The sequence below is a fragment of the Pseudomonas sp. S3_B11 genome (assembly GCF_054667715.1).
Map to the genome: position 1 here is coordinate 908,460 of NZ_CP162749.1, position 17,937 is coordinate 926,396.

Sequence of the window (17,937 nt, forward strand, 5' to 3'; positions counted from 1 at the left end):
GGTCAGTGCCGGTGATGTTGGCGGTACTGCCATCATCGCGAGCAAGCTCGCTCCCACAGGGGGGAGTGCAGGGCTTATTTGTCGCGGATGGAGAAATTGGCCATATGCTCCAACCCCTTGATCAACGCGGAGTGATCCCAGTTGCTGCCACCAATGGCCGCGCAGGTGCTGAACACTTGTTGGGCGTTGGCGGTGTTGGGCAGGTTGATGTTCAGTTCCCTGGCGCCTTGCAGGGCCAGGTTCAGGTCCTTCTGGTGCAGGCTGATGCGGAAGCCTGGATCGAAGGTGCCCTTGATCATGCGTTCGCCGTGCACTTCGAGGATCTTCGACGAAGCGAAACCGCCCATCAGCGCTTCACGGACCTTGGCCGGGTCGGCACCGTTTTTCGAAGCGAACAACAAAGCCTCGGCCACGGCCTGGATGTTCAGGGCGACGATGATCTGGTTCGCGACTTTGGCGGTCTGGCCATCGCCGTTGCTGCCCACCAGGGTGATGTTCTTGCCCATGGCCTGGAACAGCGGCAAGACCCGCTCGAAGGCGGCGCTGTCGCCACCGACCATGATGCTCAGGGTCGCGGCCTTGGCGCCGACTTCACCGCCGGACACCGGGGCATCAAGGTACTGCGCGCCTTTTTCATTGATCTTCGCCGCGAAGGCCTTGGTGGCGGTGGGGGAGATCGAGCTCATGTCGATCACCACCTTGCCCGCGCCCACGCCCGCCGCCACGCCATCGGCGCGAAACAGCACATCCTCGACCTGCGGAGTGTCCGGGACCATGACGATGATGAACTCGGCTTCCTGGGCCACTTCCTTCGGATTGGCCAATGCCACTGCGCCACCGGCCAGCAGATCGGCCGGGGCCGGGTCGTGGTGCTGGGACAGGAGCAGGCTGTGACCGGCCTTTTGCAGGTTCAGTGCCATGGGGTGGCCCATGATGCCGGTGCCGATGAATCCGATTTTAGCCATGAGAAAATCCTCTTGTTGTTATCGCTGCTTCAGGCAAATGGGGGAATGCTTTCCTGTGGGAGCGAGCTTGCTCGCGATAGCGGTGGGTCAGTGCCGGTGATGTTGGCTGTACCGACGTCATCGCGAGCAAGCTCGCTCCCACAAGGGGAGGAGTTGGGTCAGATCGCGTTATGGGTTTTCAGCCAGCCCAGGCCCGCTTCGGTGGTGGTCAGCGGCTTGTATTCGCAGCCGACCCAACCCGTGTAGCCGATGCGGTCCAGGTGTTCGAACAGGAAGCGATAGTTGATCTCGCCCGTGCCCGGCTCGTTGCGGCCCGGGTTGTCCGCCAGTTGTACGTGGTTGATCTCGCCCAGGTGCGCTGACAGGGTCCGGGCCAGGTCACCTTCCATGATCTGCATGTGGTAGATGTCGTATTGCAGGAACAGGTTGGCGCTGCCCACCTGCTCGTGGATCGACAGGGCCTGGGCGGTGTTGTTCAGGTAGAAGCCGGGAATGTCGCGGGTGTTGATGGCTTCCATTACCAGCTTGATGCCTTTGGCCTGGAGCTTCTCGGCGGCGTATTTCAGGTTGGCGACGAAGGTTTTCTCCACCAGGGTTTCACTGCAGTTCTGCGGGCGAATCCCCGAGAGGCAGTTGACCTGGGTGTTGCCCAGCACCTGGGCGTAGGCGATGGCCAGGTCGACACCAGCGCGGAATTCCTCGACCCGGTCCGGCAGGCAGGCAATGCCGCGCTCGCCCTTGGCCCAGTCACCGGCCGGCAGGTTGAACAGCACCTGGGTCAGGCCATTGGCGTCGAGCAAGGCCTTGAGTTCGGCGGAGCTGTAGTCATAGGGGAACAGGTATTCGACGCCACTGAACCCGGCCTTGGCGGCGGCTTCGAAACGGGCGAGGAAATCCTGCTCGGTGAACAGCATGGACAGGTTGGCGGCGAAACGCGGCATGGTGGTCTCCTGTAGATAGTTGGCAGGCCCCCTGTGGGAGCGAGCTTGCTCGCGATAGCGGTGTGTCTGCTTGCATCCATGTTGAATGTAGCGCCGTCATCGCGAGCAAGCTCGCTCCCACAGGGACGCCGTTCGGTCAGTCGAGTAGCGAAATGGCAGTCGGTGCATCGTTGCCCACAAGCGCCAGATCTTCAAACTCATTGACGGCGTTGATCTCGGTGCCCATGGAAATGTTGGTCACCCGTTCCAGGATGATCTCGACGATCACCGGCACCTTGAACTCCTCGATCATCGCCTGGGCCTGGCGCAGGGCCGGCTGGATACCGGACGGCTCGAACACTCGCAACGCCTTGCACCCCAGGCCTTCGGCCACGGCAATGTGGTCCACGCCATAGCCGTTGAGCTCCGGTGCGTTGAGGTTGTCGAAGGACAGCTGCACGCAGTAGTCCATGTCGAACCCGCGCTGGGCCTGGCGAATCAAACCCAGGTAGGAGTTGTTCACCACGACGTGGATGTAGGGCAGCTTGAACTGCGCACCCACCGCCAGCTCTTCGATCATGAACTGGAAGTCATAGTCGCCCGACAGCGCCACGACCTTGCGGCTCGGGTCGGCCTTGACCACCCCCAGCGCGGCCGGAATGGTCCAGCCCAACGGCCCTGCCTGGCCGCAGTTGATCCAGTGGCGTGGCTTGTAGACGTGGAGGAACTGCGCCCCGGCGATCTGCGACAGGCCAATGGTGCTGACGTAGCAGGTGTCCTTGCCGAACACCTGGTTCATTTCTTCGTACACGCGCTGTGGCTTGACCGGCACGTTGTCGAAGTGCGTCTTGCGTTGCAGGCTGGCCTTGCGCTGCTGGCAGTCTTGCAACCAGGCGTCGCGGTTTTTCAGCTTGCCGGCGGCTTGCCATTCACGAGCCACTTCGATGAACACCGTCAGGGCCGAGGCGGCGTCGGAAACGATGCCCAGGTCGGGAGTGAACACGCGGCCGATCTGGGTCGGCTCGATGTCCACGTGAATGAACGTGCGGCCTTCGGTATAGACATCCACCGAACCGGTATGGCGGTTGGCCCAGCGGTTGCCGACGCCCAGCACCACGTCCGACTTGAGCAAGGTTGCGTTGCCATAGCGATGGGAGGTTTGCAGGCCGACCATGCCGACCATCAGCGGATGATCGTCGGGGATGGTACCCCAGCCCATCAAGGTCGGGATGACGGGAATGCCGGTCAGCTCGGCGAACTCCACCAGCAGTTCGCTGGCGTCGGCGTTGATGATGCCGCCGCCAGCCACCAGCAATGGACGTTCAGCCTGATTGAGCATCGCCAGGGCTTTCTCGATCTGCACACGGTTGGCCGCGGGTTTGGCCAGGGGCAGTGGCTGGTAGGCGTCGATGTCGAATTCGATCTCGGCCATCTGCACGTCGAACGGCAGGTCGATCAGCACCGGGCCCGGACGGCCGGAGCGCATCTCAAAGAACGCCTTCTGGAAGGCATATGGCACCTGGCCCGGCTCCAGCACGGTGGTTGCCCACTTGGTCACGGGTTTGACGATGCTGGTGATATCCACAGCCTGGAAGTCTTCCTTGTGCATACGGGCGCGGGGCGCTTGCCCGGTGATGCACAGGATCGGGATCGAATCGGCCGAGGCGCTGTAGAGCCCGGTCACCATGTCGGTGCCGGCCGGGCCCGAGGTGCCGATGCACACACCGATATTGCCGGCCTTGGTCCGGGTGTAGCCCTCGGCCATGTGCGAGGCGCCTTCAACGTGGCGAGCAAGGACGTGATCGATGCCACCCACCTTCTGCAGGGCGGAGTATAGCGGGTTGATCGCGGCACCCGGAATACCGAAGGCGGTGTCCACGCCTTCACGGCGCATTACCAGGACCGCGGCTTCGATTGCTCTCATTTTGCTCATTGTTTTGTGCCTCTTACGTTTTGTAATTGTATACAAGTGGCTTTGCGCAGAGTGTATTCACGGCAAACGGCGCAGGTCAATCCATTTCCTCAAGCATCTGTTTTATTCGTCGGAAGTCCAGGTTTTGCTGCGGTCTTTCATCGATCTAGGTGCTTTGTGAAAATTATTGTATACAAAAATGTGCGTTTTTGTGTTCTATTTGTTGTGTTCGGTTTTGCTGAAAGTGAAGCCCGCAAGGTTCTCCCATAACAAAAGAAGGACAGCACCCATGAGCGTTCTAACCTTGAAAATCGCCGTCAACCTGGCCGGGCAAGCCCTTGCCGCCGGTCGTGAAATCAGCGCTGCGCCTCTGACCGTCGCGGTCCTGGACAGCGGCGGACACCTGGTTGCCTTGCAGCGCGAAGACGGCGCCAGCCTGCTTCGCCCGCAGATCGCCATCGGCAAGGCCTGGGGTGCCATCGCCTTGGGCAAAGGCTCACGCCTGCTCGCCCAGGACGCCCAGCAACGCCCGGCGTTTTTCGCGGCATTGAACGGGCTGGGACAGGGCAACGTCGTACCGGCCCCGGGTGGGGTATTGATCAGGGATCAGGATGGGAAGGTGCTGGGGGCGATTGGTGTCAGTGGTGATGTTTCGGATGTGGATGAGCAGGTGGCGGTCAGGGCTGTGGAGGCGCTGCGGTTGAGGACGGATGTGGGGATTACTGTTTGATTTTGCGGTGAATTGACGGGCCTCATCGCGAGCAAGCTCGCTCCCACAGGGCTTGATGTTCGACACATGATGTCTGAACACCGCAAGCGTAGTGTGGGAGCGAGCTTGCTCGCGATGACGATCTACCAGACACATCCAGCCAAGAGTCTGTCCGGCATTCAAAAATCTACAGGCCTAGCCTTTGATGACCTGATCATTGGAGAGGCGAAGGAATGCCTGATCTACCTGCTTCACGTCGTTTGCGCACCGGCCGTTACGGTGAGTTGAATCGAATCTATCTATTGACCACTAACACGGCTGAGCGAAAGCCGATTTTCCAGGATTTCGCTTTAGGTCGATTGGTCGTTGAGCAATTTAGGTGTGCCCAGGTTGAGAGAAGGGCGAAGTCATTGGCTTGGGTGATCATGCCTGTCCATTTCCATTGGTTGATTGAATTGCAGCAAGGCTCGCTGAATGAGCTGATGCAAAAAACCAAGTCCTTGAGTGCTCGGGCGGTAAACATGTCCACAGGGCACAGAGGCAGCCTTTGGCAACCGGGATACCACGATCGAGCTCTGCGGCGGGAAGAGGATTTGGTAAAGCTGGCTCGCTATGTTGTGGCAAATCCACTGCGGGCAGGCCTGGTAGAGCGACTTGGCGACTATCCGCTGTGGGATGCCATTTGGCTTTGACTTGAAATCGAGTTGTCTTCAATCGCGAGCAAGCTCGCTCCCACAAGGGCGCCGCAAAACCCTGTGGGAGCGAGCTTGCTCGCGATGAGGGCTACTCAGTCTTCAGTCTGGCTCACACCCCTTCAACACCAACCGAATAATCGTCTGCGCCGCCGCTTCGTAATCCGCCTCATCAAGCTTGGCCTTGCCGGTCACGGCGCTGATCTGCCAGTCGAAATCGGCATAGGTCTGGGTGGCGGCCCAGATGCTGAACATCAGGTGGTTGGGGTCGATGGGGGCGATCTGGCCGCGGTCGATCCAGGTCTGGATGCAGGCGATGTTGTGCCGGGCCTGGGCGTTGAGTTGGTCCACCAGGTCGGGGCTCAGGTGGGGGGCGCCGTGCATGATTTCGCTGGCGAAGACTTTCGAGGCGAAGGGCAGGTCGCGGGAAATGCGGATCTTGGAGCGGATGTAGTGGCTCAGTACCTCGCCGGGCACACCGTCGGCATTGAACGGTGTCGAAGCCTGGAGAATCGGCTCGATGATGCTTTCCAGGACCTCGCGGTAGAGGTTTTCCTTGGATTTGAAGTAGTAGTAGACGTTGGGTTTGGGCAGGCCTGCCTTGGCCGCGATGTCGCTGGTCTTGGTCGCGGCGAAGCCCTTGTCGGCAAACTCTTCGCTGGCGGCACGCAGGATCAATTCTTTGTTGCGCTCGCGGATAGTGCTCATAAACCCAGGGGTTCCTTGCCTGTTCTGGCGGTGGCGCATGGTAGCACCGGCCTCGCGCGGCGCTCAAGAATGCCCAAGGCGCCGCGGCTCGCGGTATGCTGCGCGGCATTATTATTCAAGGAGCCCCTCCATGGCTGGAAGCAGTTTGCTGGTACTGATCGACGATATCGCCACCGTGCTCGACGATGTTGCGCTGATGACCAAGATGGCCGCCAAGAAGACCGCTGGCGTGCTCGGCGATGACTTGGCGCTCAACGCCCAGCAAGTCTCTGGTGTACGGGCCGAGCGGGAACTGCCGGTGGTGTGGGCGGTGGCCAAGGGTTCGTTCATCAACAAGTTGATCCTGGTGCCATCGGCGCTGGCGATCAGCGCCTTCGTTCCTTGGCTGGTGACGCCGTTGTTGATGGTGGGCGGCGCTTATCTGTGTTTCGAAGGGTTCGAAAAACTGGCCCACAAGTTCCTTCATAGCAAGGCCGAAGACCAGGCCGAACATGCGCAACTGGTCGAGGCCGTGGCGGATCCGGCGGTCGATCTGGTGGCGTTTGAAAAGGACAAGATCAAGGGCGCGGTACGCACCGACTTCATCCTGTCAGCGGAAATCATCGCCATCACCCTAGGCACCGTTGCTGATGCGGCACTGACCCAGCAGGTGATCGTCCTGTCGGGCATCGCCATCGTCATGACCATTGGGGTCTATGGCCTGGTGGCCGGGATCGTCAAGCTCGATGACCTGGGACTCTGGTTGACCCAGAAGCCAGGGCAGGCCGCCAAAAGCATCGGCGGCGCCATCCTGAGTGCGGCACCCTACATGATGAAAAGCCTGTCGGTGATCGGCACGGCGGCGATGTTCCTGGTGGGTGGTGGCATCCTGACCCATGGCGTGCCGGTGGTGCATCACTGGATCGAAAGCGTGACGGCCAGCGCCGGTGGTGCCGGGTTTATCGTGCCGACGTTGCTCAATGCGGTGGCGGGGATTGTCGCGGGGGCGGTGGTGTTGGTCGGTGTGCTGGCGGTGGGCAAGATCTGGAAAGCGCTGAAAGGCTAAGACTGACAACACATAACCCCTGTGGGAGCGAGCTTGCTCGCGATGAGGGCCTGACATCCAACATTAATGTTGCCTGACAGACTGCTATCGCGAGCAAGCTCGCTCCCACAGTGGGTTTTGGGGTGGCCGAAGGTTATTCGGCAATCTGCAACTTGCGCGACTCGGTGTACACGTAACGCACCTTCTCATACTCGAACGGCGAGTTCAGTTGCCCATAGCGGAAACCGGTCTGGTAGCGCTTGTCGATGCCGCGCAGAAGCAGCAGCTCCGGGTGGTTGGAACTGACTTCGGAGACGTTCAGGTAGTTGATCGCCGATTCGGCTGTGTAGTCCACCAGCAGGCCTGAGGTGTCGCGCAGGTTCGACGGGCCGAAGATCGGCAACACGAAGTAGGCGCCGCCCGGTACGCCGTAGAAGCCCAGGGTCTGGCCGAAGTCTTCGCTCTGGCGCGGCAGGCCCATGGCGGTGGCTGGGTCCCACAGGCCGGCGATGCCGACGGTGGTGTTGAGCAGCAGACGCGCCGTGGTTTCCATCGAACGCTTGCCCTTGAATTGCAGCAGGCTGTTCATCAGGTTTGGCACATCCCCCAGGTTATTGAAGAAGTTGCTGACCCCGGTGCGCACGAAGCTTGGCGTGACGTAGCGGTAGCCATCGACCACGGGCAGGAATACCCATTGGTCGAAGCGGTAGTTGAAGTGGTAGACGCGGCGGTTCCAGGACTCCAGCGGGTCATAGACGTTCAGGGCGTTGAGGGTCGAGCGCTCGAATTCGCGCTGGTCCAGGCCAGGGTTGAACTTGAGCTTGCTCAGCGGCTCCTTGAAGCCGTCCGAATCCACCACCACAGGCGCATTGGCCTTGCTGTTGTCGGCGTGGACCATGCCCGTACTCATTAACGCAGCGATAAGCAGCAGATATTTAGCCACGGAAGAACTCCAGCATGGCGTCGCTGTTGACGCGGTAGTTAAGGTTGCCGCAGTGGCCGCCCAGTGGATAAACCGTGAGGCGATCGCCAAAGGTCTTGCGCAGGAAGCCCAGGTCGCCCGGGCCTAGGATGACGTCGTCGGCATTGTGCATGACGGCAATCTTCGGGCTGTCGTGCAGGTAATCTTTCAGCGCATACAGGCTGACCTGGTCGACCAGTTGCAACAGGCTGCCTCCGTCAGTGCGCGCGCGCCACATCGGGATCACCTGCTCGGTGAGGTAACAGTCGAAATCGCATTGCAGCGCACGCTTGAGAAACGGCGTCAGGCTGGTGCTTTCGGTAATCGGGAACTTGGGCGGGATGATCAGCCCGCGGCGGTTGATCAGGTCCGAGGTAAACGCGATGTCGGCGGCCGAGAAACGGAACGAGGTGCCGATCAACATGGCCATCTGCTCGTTGCTCAGGTGTTGCTTGGACTGCTGGAAGTCGTAGAGCAGGGCATCGTTGAGGTCGATGTAGCCTTTTTGCTGGAAGTAGCGCGTCAGCTTGTTCAGCACCAGTTCATAGAAGGTGGTGGTGTTGTTGATACCCTTCACCTCGGTCTGGACCAGTTTGTCCAGGTTGGTGATCGAGGTGTAGAGGTTCACCGGCGGGTTCAGCAGCAGCACCTTCTTGAAATTGAAGCTGCGCCGGGTTTCGTCCAGGTGTGCGACGAAGGCCGCATCCAGGGCGCCGAGGCTGTAGCCGGTCAGGTAGTACTCGGTCACGGGCAGCTTGGGGTTCTGCGCGCGCACGGCTTGCATCACCCGGTACATGTCTTCGGCGTCTTCCTTGGAAATGCCTGGCGTGGCGAAGCGCGAAGCGGCGCTCATGAAGTCGAAGCTGGTGGGCGAGGACAACTGCACCACGTGGTAGCCGGCCTTGTAGTAGAGGCGCTTGAGGTATTCATTAATGCTACTGTCAAAGCGCGCACCGGTGCCGGCGATCAGGAAAATCAGCGGCGCGGGTTTGTCCTGGGTGGCCATGCGGTATGTGAGGCTTTTCACCGGCCAGAAGTTGTCCGGCAGGATGAACTCGCGTTCCGGGCGCAGGGTCAGGCTGTGGTCTGCCTGGTTGATGTCTTCGATCAGCGGCAACTCCGGACGCAGGTCCGGTGGCGTGGTGGCGATGGTCGCCTCGAACGGGTTGGTCAAGGGGTAGCCATAGCTGGCGGCGTCAATATCTGCCGCCAGCGCGGACGCACTCAGGATAAGGCCGCCGAGAAGGGCAGCGAAGCGCAAGGAACGGAGCATGACTGGATCCCTTAGAGGAAGGTGCCGAATGAGGTTCGCAGGCTATGACCACCGAAGCGGAGCCAAGTGCCATGATGGGCACAAAACAGGCACGGACGGGGCGCGATAGTAGCGGGAAGATACACGGTCGTGCGTGCTGGCGGCTAGTTATCTGGCGTTTGCCGGATTTGACCGCAAATCTCACGTGTGGCGCTGGTACAAATGCCTGGAACTGAGAGCTGGCGTTCTGATGTCGTTTCTCGTTGCCTCGACGTCGCAGACAGAGCAGGTTCCGGATCGGAGCAGGTTGATGATCAACGAGTCAGTACTCCACTGGCGTTCAGACCGGTTTGAGGGCGAGCGTGATGGGGGCGCTGAGCATCATAACTATACGTTGACGCCGCCCGGCATCCGTCGGGCGCAGCACTTTCGGGGAAGTAACGATGAAGATGCGACGACTCTTGGGCGCAGGTGCCGCACTGGTACTGGCCATCAGTTCCACCTTGGCCAGCGCCGAAACCAAAACCCTGAGCATCGGTTACGTTGACGGCTGGTCCGACAGCGTCGCGACCACCCACGTGGCCGCCGAAGTGATCAAGCAGAAACTCGGTTATGACGTGAAGCTGCAAGCGGTCGCGACCGGGATCATGTGGCAAGGCGTGGCCACCGGTAAGCTCGACGCGATGCTCTCGGCCTGGCTGCCGGTGACTCACGGCGACTATTGGACGAAGAACAAGGACCAGGTGGTCGACTACGGCCCCAACTTCAAGGACGCCAAAATCGGCCTGATCGTGCCGGAGTACGTCAAGGCCAAGTCGCTCGAGGATCTGAAAACCGACGACTCCTTCAAGAAACGCATTGTCGGCATCGACGCCGGTTCAGGCGTAATGCTCAAGACCGAGCAGGCGATCAAGGATTACGACCTGACCGGTTATCAACTCAAGGCCAGTTCCGGCGCCGGCATGATTGCCGAGCTGACCCGTGCCGAGAAGAAAAACGAATCCATCGCCGTCACCGGTTGGGTGCCGCACTGGATGTTCGCCAAGTGGAAACTGCGCTTCCTGGAAGACCCGAAAGGCGTCTACGGCGCGGCTGAAACCGTGAACAGCATCGGCAGCAAGGAACTGGAGGCCAAGGCACCGGAAGTGGTCGCGTTCCTGAAGAAATTCCAATGGGCTTCGAAAGACGAGATTGGCGAAGTCATGCTGGCGATCCAGGAAGGCGCCAAGCCTGAAGCCGCCGCCAAGGACTGGGTTGCCAAGCACCCGGACCGCGTGAAGGAGTGGACCGGCAAGTAATCGGCCTGGTTTAGCTGTCCCGAAAAACCGCATGGCCGTGTGTCATGCGGTTTTTTTGTGCCCGCAATTCTGAGCGCAACGCAACCCCCTGTGGGAGCGAGCTTGCTCGCGATAGCGGTGTGTCAGCTTGCATCTACACTGACTGTGCTACCGCCATCGCGAGCAAGCTCGCTCCCACAGGGGAGGGGCTTGGTTTTTTTGCGGAAAACTGGCAAAGCCGTCATGTCGTTCTAATACTAAGGTCGTCTGGAACCTGGCCTTGAGCCGCATAGAGTAGGGCTGTTCCAATTAAATCTGTGCTGCGAGGATAAAAACAATGAACGACAGCATTTACCTCTCGATTCAAAACAGCCCGCGCTTCAAGGAGCTGGTGAGAAAAAGGGAAAAGTTCGCCTGGATTCTCTCGGCGATCATGCTTGGGCTGTATTCCGGCTTCATCCTTCTGATCGCCTACGGGCCACACATTCTCGGGGCCAAGATCACGCCTGAGTCCACCATCACCTGGGGCATTCCCATCGGTGTCGGCCTGATTGTCTCGGCCTTCGTCCTGACTGCTATCTACGTACGGCGCGCCAACGGCGAGTTCGACGACCTGAACAATGCGATTCTCAAGGAGGCTCAGCAATGATCCGGCGTCTACTGGCTCTATTGAGCATCGCAGCGTTTGCCCCGGGCGCCTGGGCGGCAGAAGCCCTGACCGGTGCCGTGCAGAAACAGCCTCTCAACGTCTCGGCCATCGTGATGTTCGTGGTCTTCGTCGGTGCGACCCTGTGCATCACCTACTGGGCCTCCAAGCGCAACAAGTCGGCCGCTGACTACTATGCGGCGGGCGGGCGTATCACCGGTTTCCAGAATGGCCTGGCCATTGCCGGTGACTACATGTCGGCGGCGTCCTTCCTGGGGATCTCCGCACTGGTGTTCGCCTCCGGCTACGACGGTCTGATCTACTCGATCGGCTTCCTGGTGGGTTGGCCGATCATCCTGTTCCTGATCGCCGAACGCCTGCGTAACCTGGGTAAGTACACCTTTGCCGACGTGGCGTCCTATCGCCTTGGGCAAACCCAGATCCGCAGTCTGTCCGCCTGTGGCTCGCTGGTCGTGGTGGCGTTCTACCTGATCGCGCAAATGGTCGGTGCCGGCAAGCTGATCCAGCTGCTGTTCGGCCTGGACTATCACGTTGCGGTGATCCTGGTGGGCATCCTGATGTGCCTCTACGTGTTGTTCGGCGGCATGCTGGCCACCACCTGGGTACAGATCATCAAGGCGGTGCTGTTGCTGTCGGGTGCTTCGTTCATGGCCCTGATGGTCATGAAGCACGTCAACTTCGACTTCAACATGCTGTTTGCCGAAGCGGTCAAGGTTCACCCTAAAGGTGAGGCGATCATGAGCCCTGGCGGCCTGGTGAAGGATCCGGTCTCGGCCTTCTCCCTGGGTCTGGCGCTGATGTTCGGTACCGCTGGCCTGCCGCATATCCTGATGCGCTTCTTCACCGTGAGCGACGCCAAGGAAGCGCGCAAGAGCGTGCTGTATGCCACCGGCTTCATCGGTTACTTCTACATCCTGACCTTCATCATCGGCTTCGGCGCGATCCTGCTGGTCAGCACCAACCCGGTCTTCAAGGACGCGGCAGGTGCCTTGCTCGGTGGTAACAACATGGCGGCGGTGCACCTGGCCAACGCTGTGGGCGGCAGTATCTTCCTGGGCTTCATCTCGGCGGTAGCCTTTGCCACCATCCTGGCGGTCGTCGCGGGCCTGACCCTGGCCGGTGCCTCGGCGGTGTCCCATGACCTGTATGCCAGCGTGATCAAGAAAGGCAAGGCCAACGAGAAGGACGAGATTCGTGTCTCGAAAATCACCACCATCGCCCTGGCGGTGCTGGCGATCGGCCTGGGCATCCTGTTCGAGAAGCAGAACATCGCGTTCATGGTGGGCCTGGCGTTCTCCATCGCGGCGAGCTGCAACTTCCCGGTACTGCTGCTTTCGATGTACTGGAAGAAGCTGACCACCCGTGGCGCCATGATTGGCGGGTGGCTGGGCCTGGTCAGTGCCGTGGGCCTGATGATCCTCGGCCCGACCATCTGGGTGCAGATCATGGGTCACGAGAAGGCGATCTTCCCGTATGAATACCCTGCGCTGTTCTCGATGGCCATTGCCTTCGTCGGCATCTGGTTCTTCTCCATTACCGACAAGTCGGCTGAAGGTGCAAACGAGCGGGCGCTGTTCTTCCCGCAGTTCGTGCGTTCGCAGACTGGCCTGGGGGCGAGTGGGGCGGTTAACCACTGATGCGCCAGTAAGCTGCAAGCGTTGTGTTTGAAGAAATACCCCGGTCGAGAGGCTGGGGTATTTTTTTGTGCCGGGTTTATGAGGGGGTGCAGATCTGCCGCCATTGTCGGAACGCCGCCCGGAGCAAGCTCCCCCCCCCCTGTGGGAGCGTACATAGATCCAGTGTGGGAGCGAGCTTGCTCGCGATGCGCCGGGCCTGTCACCGCAGCTTCTGGATCAGACAAAGAGGGCACAAACAAAACAGCCCCTGCTCTTATATAAGAAGCAGGGGCTGTTCGGTGCAGCTTGGGACCTATAGCAAGGCAGGTCTTACTTGCGGTCTTCCAGCTGGGTGATGTCACGCGACTCGTAGCCGGTGTACAGCTGGCGCGGGCGGCCGATCTTGTACGGGCTGGAGAGCATTTCCTTCCAGTGGGAGATCCAGCCGACAGTCCGCGCCAGGGCGAAGATCACGGTGAACATGCTGGTTGGAATGCCGATCGCCTTGAGGATGATCCCCGAGTAGAAGTCGACGTTCGGGTACAGCGAGCGCTCGATGAAGTACGGGTCGGTCAGGGCGATCTCTTCCAGGCGCATGGCCAGTTCGAGTTGCGGATCGTTCTTGATCCCCAGTTCCTTGAGCACTTCGTCGCAGGTCTGCTTCATGACGGTGGCGCGCGGGTCGCGGTTCTTGTAGACCCGGTGACCAAAGCCCATCAGCTTGAACGGATCGTTCTTGTCCTTGGCCTTGGCGATGAACTTGTCGATGTTCGAGACATCGCCGATTTCATCGAGCATGGTCAGTACCGCTTCGTTGGCACCGCCGTGGGCAGGGCCCCAGAGTGCGGCGATACCGGCGGCGATACAGGCGAACGGGTTGGCACCCGAGGAGCCGGCCAGGCGCACGGTGGACGTGGAGGCGTTCTGCTCGTGGTCGGCATGGAGGATGAAGATCCGGTCCATGGCCTTGGCGAGCACCGGGCTGATCGGTTTGATCTCGCACGGGGTGTTGAACATCATATGCAGGAAGTTCTCTGCATAGGTCAGGTCGTTGCGCGGGTACATCATGGGCTGGCCCATGGAGTACTTGTAGACCATGGCTGCCAGGGTCGGCATCTTCGCCACCAGGCGGATCGCGGAGATTTCGCGATGCTGGGGGTTATTGATGTCCAGGGAGTCGTGGTAGAAGGCCGAGAGGGCGCCGACAACGCCGCACATGACGGCCATCGGGTGGGCATCGCGACGGAAGCCGTTGAAGAAGGTCTTCAACTGCTCGTGAACCATGGTGTGGTTCTTCACGGTGCTGACGAACTGGGCCTTTTGCTCTGCGGTTGGCAGCTCGCCGTTGAGCAGCAGGTAGCAGGTTTCCAGGTAGTCCGATTTTTCAGCCAGTTGCTCGATCGGGTAGCCGCGGTGCAGCAGGATGCCGTTGTCGCCGTCGATATAGGTGATTTTCGATTCGCACGAGGCGGTCGACATGAAACCTGGGTCAAAGGTGAAACGGCCCGTGGCCGTCAGGCCCCGTACGTCGATTACATCGGGACCAACGGTGCCGGTTAAAATGGGCAGCTCGACGGGGGCTGCGCCCTCGATGATCAACTGCGCTTTTTTGTCAGCCATGTGGCCTCCTATTAATGCTTGAAATCATCAGACAGACCCCCCACGCAGGGCCCGCACCACTATAGTGAGATAAATTCGAAAGTCAATTTGCCTAAAGTCTTGCTCCAGAAGGCTTTAACCGGACTTTTTCCGCGAAATTACCTGCCGTTTACGCCTTTTGCGTCGTATGTGCAATGCGCTATTAGGGGAAGGTGAACGCGTTGTCATTAGTAGCCTAACTGTCTATACTCGGCCACCGACCGCCAGGGGCTTTTGGGCCTGCTTTCTTGGGGGTCGTCACTCCCTGGGTGGTGAGTACCTGACCAGTGCGCGCCCCAACAACTTTGCCCTGATTGTTAGGGGCTCTTCAGTGTGAAAAAAAGCCGTGAAAAGCCAACGACCTGTAAACCTAGACCTAAGGACCATCAAACTCCCAGTCACTGCTTACACGTCCATTCTTCACCGTATTTCCGGTGTCATCCTCTTCGTCAGCCTGGCCATCATGCTTTATGCACTGGACAAGTCGCTCGATTCGGAAGAAGGCTTCGGTCAGGTGAAAGCGTGTCTGACCAGTCCGCTAGCCAAGCTAGTGATTTGGGGCATCCTGTCCGCCTTGCTGTATCACTTGGTTGCCGGTGTGCGCCACTTGATCATGGACATGGGCATCGGTGAGACGCTGGAAGGCGGCAAGCTGGGCTCGAAAATCATTATCGCCGTGTCTGCGGTGCTGATCGTTCTGGCAGGAGTCTGGATATGGTAACCAACGTCACGAACCTTTCGCGTTCGGGCCTCTATGACTGGATGGCGCAGCGTGTGTCTGCGGTCGTTCTCGCGGCTTACTTCATCTTCCTGATCGGATATGTCGTAGCAAACCCAGGCCTGGGCTACGCCCAATGGCATGAACTGTTCGCAAACAACTGGATGCGTATCTTCAGTCTGCTGGCACTTGTCGCACTGGGCGCTCACGCCTGGGTCGGCATGTGGACCATCGCGACCGACTACCTGACGCCAATGGCGTTCGGCAAGTCGGCGACTGCCGTACGTTTCCTCTTCCAGGCAGTATGCGGCGTTGCGATGTTCGCTTACTTCGTCTGGGGTGTGCAGATTCTCTGGGGTATCTGATCCATGGCTAACATTCCAACGATTTCTTTCGACGCCATCATCATTGGTGGTGGCGGTGCCGGCATGCGCGCAGCGCTGCAACTGGCACAGGGCGGTCACAAGACTGCCGTGATCACCAAGGTTTTCCCGACCCGTTCGCACACTGTTTCCGCCCAGGGCGGCATCACCTGCGCCATCGCTTCGGCCGACCCGAACGATGACTGGCGTTGGCACATGTACGATACCGTCAAGGGTTCCGACTACATCGGTGACCAGGACGCTATCGAATACATGTGTCAGGAAGGCCCGGCCGCGGTGTTCGAGCTGGACCACATGGGCATGCCATTCTCGCGTACCGAGCAAGGTCGTATCTATCAGCGTCCGTTCGGTGGCCAGTCCAAGGACTACGGCAAGGGCGGCCAGGCTGCACGTACTTGCGCGGCGTCCGACCGTACCGGTCACGCGCTGCTGCACACCCTGTACCAGGGCAACCTGAAAGCCGGTACCACGTTCCTGAACGAGTATTACGCCGTTGACCTAGTGAAAAACCAGGACGGCGCCTTCGTCGGCGTGATCGCGATCTGCATCGAAACCGGCGAAACCACCTACATCCGCGCCAAGGCCACCGTACTGGCGACCGGCGGTGCAGGCCGTATCTACGCATCCACCACCAATGCCCTGATCAACACCGGTGACGGCGTCGGCATGGCCCTGCGTGCTGGCGTGCCGGTACAAGACATCGAAATGTGGCAGTTCCACCCGACCGGCATCGCCGGCGCCGGTGTACTGGTGACCGAAGGTTGCCGTGGTGAAGGTGGTTACCTGATCAACAAGCACGGCGAGCGTTTCATGGAGCGTTATGCTCCGAACGCCAAGGACCTTGCCGGTCGTGACGTGGTTGCCCGTTCGATGGTTAAAGAAATCATCGCTGGCAACGGTTGCGGTCCGAATGGCGACCACGTGATGCTCAAGCTCGACCACCTGGGCGAGGAAGTGCTGCACAGCCGCCTGCCAGGCATCTGCGAACTGTCCAAGACCTTCGCTCACGTCGACCCGGTCGTTGCGCCAGTTCCAGTAGTTCCAACCTGCCACTATATGATGGGTGGCGTTGCCACCAACATTCATGGCCAGGCGATCACCCAGAACGCCGAAGGTGTGGACGCAATCATCCCTGGCCTGTTCGCAGTGGGTGAAGTGGCTTGCGTATCGGTCCACGGTGCCAACCGTCTGGGCGGCAACTCGTTGCTCGACCTGGTGGTCTTCGGTCGCGCTGCCGGCCTGCACCTGGAAAAAGCGCTGTCCGACGGTATCGAATATGACGATGCCACCGACGCCAACATCGAAGCTGCCCTGGCGCGTCTGTCCGCTCTGAACGAGCGTACCGAAGGCGAAGACGTGGCGACCCTGCGTCGTGAGTTGCAAAACTGCATGCAGAACTACTTCGGTGTATTCCGTACCGGCGAATACATGCAGAAGGGTATTGCCCAGCTGGCGCAATTGCGTGAACGAATCGCCAACGTGAAGATCAACGATAAGTCGCAGGCGTTCAACACTGCCCGTATCGAAGCGCTGGAATTGCAGAACCTGCTGGAAGTGGCCGAAGCCACCGCCATCGCCGCAGAAGTGCGTAAAGAGTCCCGTGGCGCCCACGCCCGCGAAGACTTCGAAGACCGTGACGACGAAAACTGGCTGTGCCACACCTTGTACTTCCCGGGTGAAAAACGCGTCGCCAAGCGTGCCGTGAACTTCTCGCCGAAGACTGTTCCGACTTTCGAACCAAAAGTCCGGACTTATTAAGGGTGACCGCTATGTTGCAAGTCAGTGTTTATCGCTACAACCCTGATCAGGACGCTGCGCCGTTCATGCAGGACTTCCAGGTCGATACCGGTGGTAAAGACCTGATGGTGCTGGACGTGCTGGCCCTGATCAAAGAGCAGGACGAGGGTTTCTCCTATCGTCGCTCTTGCCGTGAGGGCGTTTGCGGCTCCGACGGCATGAACATCAACGGCAAGAACGGCCTGGCGTGCATCACGCCGCTGTCTGCCGTGGTCAAGGGCAACAAGCTGATCGTTCGTCCGCTGCCAGGTTTGCCGGTTATCCGTGACCTGGTCGTCGATATGAGCATCTTCTACAAGCAATACGAGAAGGTGAAGCCATTCCTGCAGAACGACACGCCGGCTCCGGCCATCGAGCGTCTGCAGACTCCTGAAGAGCGTGAGAAGCTCGACGGTCTGTACGAGTGCATCCTGTGCGCTTGCTGCTCGACCTCGTGCCCATCGTTCTGGTGGAATCCGGACAAGTTCCTGGGCCCGGCCGCCCTGCTGCAAGCGTACCGCTTCCTGGCAGACAGCCGTGACACCAAGACGTCCGAGCGTCTGGCTTCGCTGGATGACCCGTTCAGCGTATTCCGCTGCCGCGGGATCATGAACTGCGTCAACGTTTGTCCAAAAGGCCTGAACCCGACTAAGGCCATCGGTCACATTCGTAACATGCTGCTGCAAAGCGGCGTTTGATTCAGCTGCTGTACCCGTAGG

Annotated in this window: 17 protein-coding genes; 10 read left to right on the top strand and 7 right to left on the bottom strand. The window is 59.8% G+C overall.

The genetic code is table 11. The features are described from left to right. Window positions 1–74: 74 nt before the first annotated feature. The 3 genes from AB4O22_RS04240 to gcl all read right to left on the bottom strand — a co-directional run bounded on the left by AB4O22_RS04240 (window position 75) and on the right by gcl (window position 3,818). Window positions 75–965, bottom strand: coding sequence for a 2-hydroxy-3-oxopropionate reductase (locus tag AB4O22_RS04240; protein WP_223472355.1), 891 nt, complete (start codon window positions 963–965; stop codon window positions 75–77). Between the two features lie 158 nt (window positions 966–1,123). Next, entirely contained in the window at window positions 1,124–1,906 is a 783-nt protein-coding gene (hyi, locus tag AB4O22_RS04245; protein WP_027911521.1) for a hydroxypyruvate isomerase, read from the bottom strand. Window positions 1,907–2,042: 136 nt separating this feature from the next. Beyond that, complete coding sequence (gene gcl, locus AB4O22_RS04250; protein ID WP_003204462.1) at window positions 2,043–3,818, bottom strand: glyoxylate carboligase; 1,776 nt, start codon at window positions 3,816–3,818, stop codon at window positions 2,043–2,045. A gap of 268 nt (window positions 3,819–4,086) precedes the next feature. Between gcl and AB4O22_RS04255 the strand changes: the two genes are divergently transcribed. Further along, window positions 4,087–4,527, top strand: coding sequence for a GlcG/HbpS family heme-binding protein (locus AB4O22_RS04255; RefSeq protein WP_223472354.1), 441 nt, complete (start codon window positions 4,087–4,089; stop codon window positions 4,525–4,527). Window positions 4,528–4,739: 212 nt separating this feature from the next. Then, complete coding sequence (locus tag AB4O22_RS04260) at window positions 4,740–5,198, top strand: REP-associated tyrosine transposase (protein WP_223472353.1); 459 nt, start codon at window positions 4,740–4,742, stop codon at window positions 5,196–5,198. Window positions 5,199–5,300: 102 nt separating this feature from the next. On the opposite strand, the gene AB4O22_RS04265 is transcribed toward AB4O22_RS04260, so the two are convergent. Continuing rightward, window positions 5,301–5,906: a TetR/AcrR family transcriptional regulator gene (locus tag AB4O22_RS04265; RefSeq protein WP_003204456.1), complete on the bottom strand. Its 606-nt coding sequence runs from the start codon at window positions 5,904–5,906 to the stop codon at window positions 5,301–5,303. A 130-nt stretch (window positions 5,907–6,036) separates the two neighbouring features. Here AB4O22_RS04265 and AB4O22_RS04270 point away from each other — a divergent pair, with 130 nt between their 5' ends. Then, window positions 6,037–6,951, top strand: a complete 915-nt coding sequence (locus AB4O22_RS04270) for a DUF808 domain-containing protein (RefSeq protein WP_028237394.1) — start codon at window positions 6,037–6,039, stop codon at window positions 6,949–6,951. Window positions 6,952–7,084: 133 nt separating this feature from the next. Here the strand turns inward: AB4O22_RS04270 and AB4O22_RS04275 are convergent, their stop codons facing one another. Both AB4O22_RS04275 and AB4O22_RS04280 read right to left on the bottom strand, forming a co-directional pair. Next, window positions 7,085–7,873, bottom strand: a complete 789-nt coding sequence (locus AB4O22_RS04275) for an MlaA family lipoprotein (RefSeq protein ID WP_223470673.1) — start codon at window positions 7,871–7,873, stop codon at window positions 7,085–7,087. Then, window positions 7,866–9,164 (bottom strand): alpha/beta fold hydrolase, encoded by a 1,299-nt coding sequence (locus tag AB4O22_RS04280; RefSeq protein WP_003204449.1) that lies wholly within the window; start codon window positions 9,162–9,164, stop codon window positions 7,866–7,868. The genes AB4O22_RS04275 and AB4O22_RS04280 overlap by 8 nt, the downstream gene beginning before the upstream one ends. Before the next feature lie 422 nt (window positions 9,165–9,586). On the opposite strand from AB4O22_RS04280, the gene AB4O22_RS04285 reads away from it, so the two are divergent. The 3 genes from AB4O22_RS04285 to AB4O22_RS04295 all read left to right on the top strand — a co-directional run bounded on the left by AB4O22_RS04285 (window position 9,587) and on the right by AB4O22_RS04295 (window position 12,724). Then, on the top strand, window positions 9,587–10,441 hold the full coding sequence (locus AB4O22_RS04285) for a glycine betaine ABC transporter substrate-binding protein (protein ID WP_100263935.1): 855 nt from the start codon (window positions 9,587–9,589) through the stop codon (window positions 10,439–10,441). A 316-nt stretch (window positions 10,442–10,757) separates the two neighbouring features. Next, window positions 10,758–11,069: a DUF485 domain-containing protein gene (locus AB4O22_RS04290; protein ID WP_003204445.1), complete on the top strand. Its 312-nt coding sequence runs from the start codon at window positions 10,758–10,760 to the stop codon at window positions 11,067–11,069. Next, the gene (locus AB4O22_RS04295; RefSeq protein ID WP_100263934.1) at window positions 11,066–12,724 is read left to right on the top strand and encodes a cation acetate symporter; all 1,659 of its coding nucleotides are present in this window, start codon (window positions 11,066–11,068) and stop codon (window positions 12,722–12,724) included. Before AB4O22_RS04290 ends, AB4O22_RS04295 begins: the two co-directional genes overlap by 4 nt. Window positions 12,725–13,033: 309 nt before the next feature. Here the strand turns inward: AB4O22_RS04295 and gltA are convergent, their stop codons facing one another. Next, window positions 13,034–14,323, bottom strand: a complete 1,290-nt coding sequence (gene gltA, locus AB4O22_RS04300) for a citrate synthase (protein WP_003204440.1) — start codon at window positions 14,321–14,323, stop codon at window positions 13,034–13,036. 364 nt (window positions 14,324–14,687) lie between these two features. Here gltA and sdhC point away from each other — a divergent pair, with 364 nt between their 5' ends. Genes sdhC through AB4O22_RS04320 form a run of 4 tightly spaced genes read left to right on the top strand, consistent with a single transcriptional unit; the run spans window position 14,688 to window position 17,916 of the window. Next, window positions 14,688–15,062 (top strand): succinate dehydrogenase, cytochrome b556 subunit, encoded by a 375-nt coding sequence (sdhC, locus tag AB4O22_RS04305; protein WP_003179220.1) that lies wholly within the window; start codon window positions 14,688–14,690, stop codon window positions 15,060–15,062. After that, window positions 15,056–15,424, top strand: a complete 369-nt coding sequence (gene sdhD / locus AB4O22_RS04310) for a succinate dehydrogenase, hydrophobic membrane anchor protein (RefSeq protein WP_003204438.1) — start codon at window positions 15,056–15,058, stop codon at window positions 15,422–15,424. The genes sdhC and sdhD overlap by 7 nt, the downstream gene beginning before the upstream one ends. Window positions 15,425–15,427: 3 nt before the next feature. Continuing rightward, on the top strand, window positions 15,428–17,200 hold the full coding sequence (gene sdhA, locus AB4O22_RS04315) for a succinate dehydrogenase flavoprotein subunit (protein ID WP_003204436.1): 1,773 nt from the start codon (window positions 15,428–15,430) through the stop codon (window positions 17,198–17,200). Window positions 17,201–17,211: 11 nt separating this feature from the next. Then, a complete protein-coding gene (locus AB4O22_RS04320; protein WP_003204434.1) occupies window positions 17,212–17,916 on the top strand; it encodes a succinate dehydrogenase iron-sulfur subunit in 705 nt (234 codons plus the stop codon). Window positions 17,917–17,937: the final 21 nt, after the last annotated feature.